The sequence below is a fragment of the Microbacterium sp. NPDC076911 genome, assembly GCF_040687125.1.
In the GTDB taxonomy this organism is placed as follows: domain Bacteria; phylum Actinomycetota; class Actinomycetes; order Actinomycetales; family Microbacteriaceae; genus Microbacterium.
Window position 1 is genome coordinate 1 of the sequence record NZ_JBFBMP010000019.1, and the last position, 1,939, is coordinate 1,939.

2 protein-coding genes are annotated in these 1,939 nt (G+C 57.2%); both read left to right on the forward strand.

From position 1 onward, the window contains the following. The coding region (locus AB0O81_RS13955; RefSeq protein WP_363585272.1) for an ATP-binding cassette domain-containing protein at nt 1–756 on the forward strand (756 nt) is incomplete at its 5' end. Further along, nucleotides 753–1,835: an ABC transporter permease gene (locus AB0O81_RS13960; RefSeq protein WP_363585274.1), complete on the forward strand. Its 1,083-nt coding sequence runs from the start codon at nt 753–755 to the stop codon at nt 1,833–1,835. The genes AB0O81_RS13955 and AB0O81_RS13960, both read left to right, overlap by 4 nt. The last annotated feature ends 104 nt before the right edge of the window (nt 1,836–1,939 follow it).

Below are 1,939 nucleotides of genomic sequence, written 5' to 3' on the forward strand. Positions count from 1 at the left end.
CCGGTTTTGGAGGCGCGGGGTTTGTCTCGTCAGTTTGGTCATGTGCGGGCTTTGAACGACACGGACTTTGAGTTGTATCCGGGTGAGGTTACGGCGCTGATTGGTGATAACGGTGCGGGTAAGTCGACGTTGGTGAAGGCGTTGTCGGGCAACTTGGCGGTGGATTCGGGCACGATTTTGTTTGATGGTGCTGAGGTTGATATGTCGACGCCGTCTGCGGTGAGTGCGTTAGGTATTGAGACGGTGTATCAGGATTTGGCGTTGGCTCCTCATTTGGATCCGGTGCAGAACATGTATTTGGGGCGTGAGCTTCGTCAGGCCGGGTTGGGGGGTGCGCTCGGGTTTATGAAGAAGAAGGAGATGCGTATCGCCTCGAAGGCTGCCTTTGATGAGTTGGGGGCGACGGTTCGTTCGTTGTCTTCTCCGGTGGGTGAGATGTCGGGTGGTCAGCGGCAGGCGATTGCGATTGCGCGTGCGGTGCATTGGGCATCTCGTGTGGTGTTTTTGGATGAGCCGACAGCGGCGTTGGGTGTGCGTCAGACCAAGAACGTGCTGGAAACGATTCGTCGGGTGCGGGATAAGGGAATGTCGGTGGTGTTTATTAGCCACTCGATGCCGCACGTGATTGAGGTCGCGGATCGTATTCAGGTGCTGCGTTTGGGTACGCGTGTGGCCAATATTCAGGCGAAAGACACGTCGATGGAAGAGCTCGTGGGTTTGATGACCGGAGCGGTGACGAAAGAGGAAAACAAATGAGCACGAGCACTCCTCCCACCGAAACCGTCGCCATCGGCACCCTCATGGAACCGAAAAGCAGCTTTCTGCAGCGCACGGTACGGGCGCAGGCATTTCAAATCTTCCTGGTGTTGATTGCGATCGTTCTCGTCTTTAGCTTGTTGGCACCAGACACTTTCGCGCAGTGGTCAAACTTTCGGTTGATCATTCAGAACGCATCTATCTTGGCCGTTCTTGGCGTGGGTATGACGTACGTCATCATCACCGCGGGTATCGATCTCTCGATCGGTTCGGTCTTGGTTTTTTCCGGAGTGGTTTCGGCAATGGCCATGCGTGCCGTCGGCGGAGACGGATGGGGCACCGCAACGATCGGCATCGTGGTTGCCGTGGCATCCGGCCTGATGTGGGGAATCTTTAACGGACTGCTAATTGCGAAGGCCAAGATTCCGCCGCTCATCGTCACCCTGGGAACTCTGGGGATGGCATTGGGTTTTGCGCAGATTTTGACCGGCGGCGTCGATGTGCGCGAGGTTCCCTCGGTTCTCACGACCACAATCGGGTACGGAAATATTTTCGGTACCGTTCCCATGATTTCGGTCATCGCACTGTTCTTCATCGTCGTCGGCGCCATCATGTTGCACTTCACGCGCTTCGGTCTCTATACCTTCGCCGTGGGTTCCAGCGAAATTGCTGCGCGGCGGGTGGGCGTCAATGTTGATCGCCACCTCATCAAGGTGTACGCCATGTCTGGTGGCCTGGCTGGTGTGGCCGGCATCTTGTCGCTGTCGCAGTTTTCGACCACGGCCATCGCGGGTCAAACGCAAACCAACTTGAACGTGATCGCGGCCGTGGTCATCGGTGGCACCTCACTATTCGGTGGCGTGGGAACAATCGTCGGCACGGTCGTCGGTCTGTTTATCCCCGCGGTGTTGCAAAACGGGTTCGTCATCACGGGAGTGCAACCGTTCTGGCAGCAAGTCGCCGTCGGCGCCGTGCTCATCATCGCGGTCTACATCGACCAAGCACGCCGATCCGCCGCCATGCGCGGCAATTCACAAGGCCTCTGGCGCAAGTTCGTCAGCGGGGGGCGTCGCGGGTAACGCGCGGTCACCATTTTCTATCCCGATAAGAGAGAGCAGAATCACAATGAAGTGGAATAAAACAGCACTAAGTTTGACGGTGATGGGCGCGGTCGCGACCTTCG

What these genes read in the sequence shown, in the direction of transcription:
- AB0O81_RS13960 (WP_363585274.1), top strand. Translation starts at nt 753, where the DNA reads ATGAGCACGAGCACTCCTCCCACCGAAACCGTCGCCATCGGCACCCTC.